The following is a 3274-nucleotide window of genomic DNA, read 5'->3' as shown; positions in this document are numbered from 1 at the left end:
ATNTTTAATTATTTCTCTTCACACCGTAGATTAATTTAGTTTTGTTTTCTTAATTATCGCGATTTTTTGCTTTTTTCTTGGCTGTAATCTATTTATACTTCAAATTGAAGTGCGGAATGTGGGTTTTAAGCAAGTGACCTCCATGAGTCCGTTGCAATATCAAAAGCAATTAAGACTATTGGAAGCCCGTCGCCTGATGCTGTCCGAAAACTCCGATGCAGCCAAGGCAGCCTATCAAGTAGGGTACGAAAGTCCATCTCAGTTTAGCCGTGAATATTCGCGCCTATTTGGTGCACCGCCGATGCGGGATATCGAGCGTTTACTCTCAATCGGCTCAGTGAGTTGAACTCAAATCGAGGGCTTAAATTCAACGAAGAAAGTTTAGTTATTCAAGCTTCAATCTCAGGTCAAGGTTTTGCTTTGTGCAGCAAGGTTCATGTCTCTGATGATGTGGCATTAGGGATTTTAGTGCAACCCCTTAATGTGTCGCTAGATGGTTTTACTTACTCGACTGTGTATTTAGAGAACCACCCAAAAGAAACGCTGATTCTCAAGTTTTTAGATTGGTTAGTCGAAGCGGCTAGTAGTTTCTCTCAACTTAGAGCTTTGGAATAGGGCAGCGACAAGCAACGGAACCATAAAATGGAACAAGAGACGCTTTTTGAAAACTACTACTCCCTCATTTACGTATATACATGGCGAAAAGTAGATGTGAAAACTATGAGATTTCTAGTGCTGCCTACCAGGTGGGCTACGAAAGTGCCTCACAGTTTAGCCGTGAATATTCCCGTCTGTTTGTGCGCCTCCGATGGGGGATATTAAACGTTCGCGAGTAGCTCAAGCAATCTAACAATCCTTAAATTATCAATAAAACTAATTCCTGATTGGCGATTGACGTTGAATTTAAGGCGATCACCAGGCAATTTGTGGTTTGGTAATGCCAGCTTATTTAACTAACTTGCAGAACATCAATCAGCGCCGCTAATGCTGGCGGTGTCTGGCGGCGGTTGGGATGGTAAAGGTAGTAGCCGGGAAAAATTGGACACCATTGTGTTAAGACCTGGAGCAGCCGACCTTCAGCAACAAGGTCAGTAATTTGGTCTTCAAAGAGATAGGCAATGCCTTGTCCCGCCAAAGCAACAGCGAGAAGCAAATCGCCGTCATTGAAGATGAGAGAGCCGTCAACCTTAACCTGAAATGGTCGCCCATCTTCTTCAAACTCCCAAGAATAAAGACCGCCAGAAGTTGCGAATCGATAGTTGATGCAGTTATGTCCGGCAAGGTCTTGGGGTGTACTGGGAATGGAACGGTCAGCAAAATAGGCTGGCGACCCAACAACAGTTGTTTGAATATCTGCTCCAACCTTTACTGCAACCATATCTTTAGCAACCTTCTCACCAAATCGGATACCAGCGTCATAACAGCTCTCAATAATGTCCGTTAAACCCTCATCTACCGTAATCTCGACGCGGATATCTGGATGTGCATCAAGAAAGCCAGGTAGCGCAGGACACAGTACAGAGGTTGCTGCGTGCTTAAAAGTGGTAATGCGTACCGTCCCCGCAGGCTTATCGCGCATTTCACTCAAGGCGGTCAGTTCGGCATTGATGTCTTCAAAGGCAGGTCGCAAGGTTTTCAACAGTCGTTCTCCAGCTTCAGTTGTCCTTACCTTTCGGGTTGTTCGCGCCAGCAATCGCAAGCCAAGGCGGTCTTCTAGCACTTTCATAGCGTGGCTTAAGGCAGAGGGGGACATTCCCAGTTTTGACGCGGCGCGCGTAAAGCTCATCTCGTCGGCAACTACCACGAAAGCGGCTAAGTCGTTCAGTTCGTCACGCTTCATTACTGCATATATTTCACAAGTGTATGCAGATTATACCATCTAGTAAATTAATTGTATCCGATCTATCCTTGGTTTATGACTTACGAAGCGGAAGAAAAGTACATGGCGAGCAACGTTTCTTTGAGACAACATCAGTCAGTGAGTCTGTCCTATGGACTTGCTGCGCTCAACCAGGGCGATCGCCTCGTGCCGTGGGCATTCGAGCGACGGGAATTGCGATCGGATGACATTGCCGTGAAGATTCAATTCTGTGGGGTCTGCCACAGCGATTTGCACGCGATTCGCGGGTCGGGTTCCTTTCCTTTAGTTCCAGGTCATGAATTTGTCGGCGAAGTGACGGCGATCGGCGCGGAGGTCACAAAATTCTGCGTTGGGGATGCCGTCGCGGTCGGCAATATTGTCGATTCCTGCGGTAAGTGTCCACCGTGCCTCAATCATGAGGAATCGTATTGCCGCGAATTTCCAACAACTACCTATGGCGGTGTCGATCGCATCGACAGCAGCATCACACGCGGCGGCTACTCGAACGATTATGTCGTCAAGACGGATTTTGCCTATCACCTGCCCGCTGGACTCGATCCGGCTAGCGTTGCACCGCTGATGTGTGCGGGCATTACCACCTGGTCGCCCTTGCGCCACTGGAATATTGGAACTGGAAAGACGATCGGCATTGTCGGAATCGGTGGTCTGGGTCACATTGCGATCAAATTTGCCCACGCGCTCGGTGCTTATGTCGTTGTATTTACCACTTCCGAGCAAAAACTCGCCGATGCCTTAGCGCTAGGAGCAGATGAGGCTATCTTATCGACAGATGCCGACAAGATGGCGGCGCAGAAATATCGCTTTGATTTCATTCTCGATACTGTCTCAGCCCGACACTCGCTCGATCCGTACCTGCTGGCGCTCACGCTGGATGGGACGTTTTGCTGTTTAGGTATTCCCGATCGGATGGACTTTACCCCGGTGCTGCTAACAATGGGGCGGCGGCGGTTGACCAGTTCCGGATCGGGCGGGACGGTTGAAACACAGGAAATGCTGGACTTCTGTAGCAAGCATAATATCTCTGCCGATGTTGAAGTTATCGCGGCGGTGGATATCAATGCTGGGTTTAAACGGCTGGAGCAGGGAGAGGTGCGCTATCGCCTGGTGATCGACATGGCAACACTAGAAGCGCCAGCCGAGAACGCTGCTTGATCGAGCGGCGAAAGCTGTCGCGCTCGTCAAGCAGCGTTCAGAAGCAAATCAATCAAGTTCGCGACAAGAACAACATTACGACAGGAATTTTTATGCGACGTTGGATTTTAAAAGCTGGAGCGACTAACCCTATTTTGTCACTCTGGCAATAGTATAATAGAGTACAAATGCTAGAACCAAGACACAGAGTATGGTACAGCCCCGTCCAGCCGCACCAACAGTCAAATTCGTGGACGAATA

Annotated in this window: 3 protein-coding genes and 1 pseudogene; 3 read left to right on the top strand and 1 reads right to left on the bottom strand. The window is 48.4% G+C overall.

The window, feature by feature from the left end; translation table 11 throughout:
* Positions 1-124 precede the first annotated feature (124 nt).
* Together H6G97_RS48425 and H6G97_RS48420 are read left to right on the top strand one after the other, a co-directional pair.
* A pseudogene (locus tag H6G97_RS48425) lies at positions 125-346 on the top strand (helix-turn-helix domain-containing protein); the annotation flags it as partial.
* Entirely contained in the window at positions 343-615 is a 273-nt protein-coding gene (locus H6G97_RS48420; RefSeq protein WP_190947427.1) for a type 2 periplasmic-binding domain-containing protein, read from the top strand. The pseudogene H6G97_RS48425 and the gene H6G97_RS48420, both read left to right, overlap by 4 nt.
* A gap of 334 nt (positions 616-949) precedes the next feature.
* Here H6G97_RS48420 and H6G97_RS48415 read toward each other — a convergent pair whose 3' ends face one another.
* Entirely contained in the window at positions 950-1840 is an 891-nt protein-coding gene (locus H6G97_RS48415) for a LysR family transcriptional regulator (RefSeq protein WP_190947426.1), read from the bottom strand.
* A 51-nt stretch (positions 1841-1891) separates the two neighbouring features.
* On the opposite strand from H6G97_RS48415, the gene H6G97_RS48410 reads away from it, so the two are divergent.
* Complete coding sequence (locus tag H6G97_RS48410; RefSeq protein ID WP_199350158.1) at positions 1892-3034, top strand: NAD(P)-dependent alcohol dehydrogenase; 1143 nt, start codon at positions 1892-1894, stop codon at positions 3032-3034.
* Positions 3035-3274: the final 240 nt, after the last annotated feature.

Source organism: Nostoc flagelliforme FACHB-838 (genome assembly GCF_014698065.1).
GTDB classification, from domain to species: domain Bacteria; phylum Cyanobacteriota; class Cyanobacteriia; order Cyanobacteriales; family Nostocaceae; genus Nostoc; species Nostoc flagelliforme_B.
The sequence above is the reverse complement of the archived record's forward strand: the minus strand, read 5'-3'. Positions and strand labels throughout refer to the sequence as shown.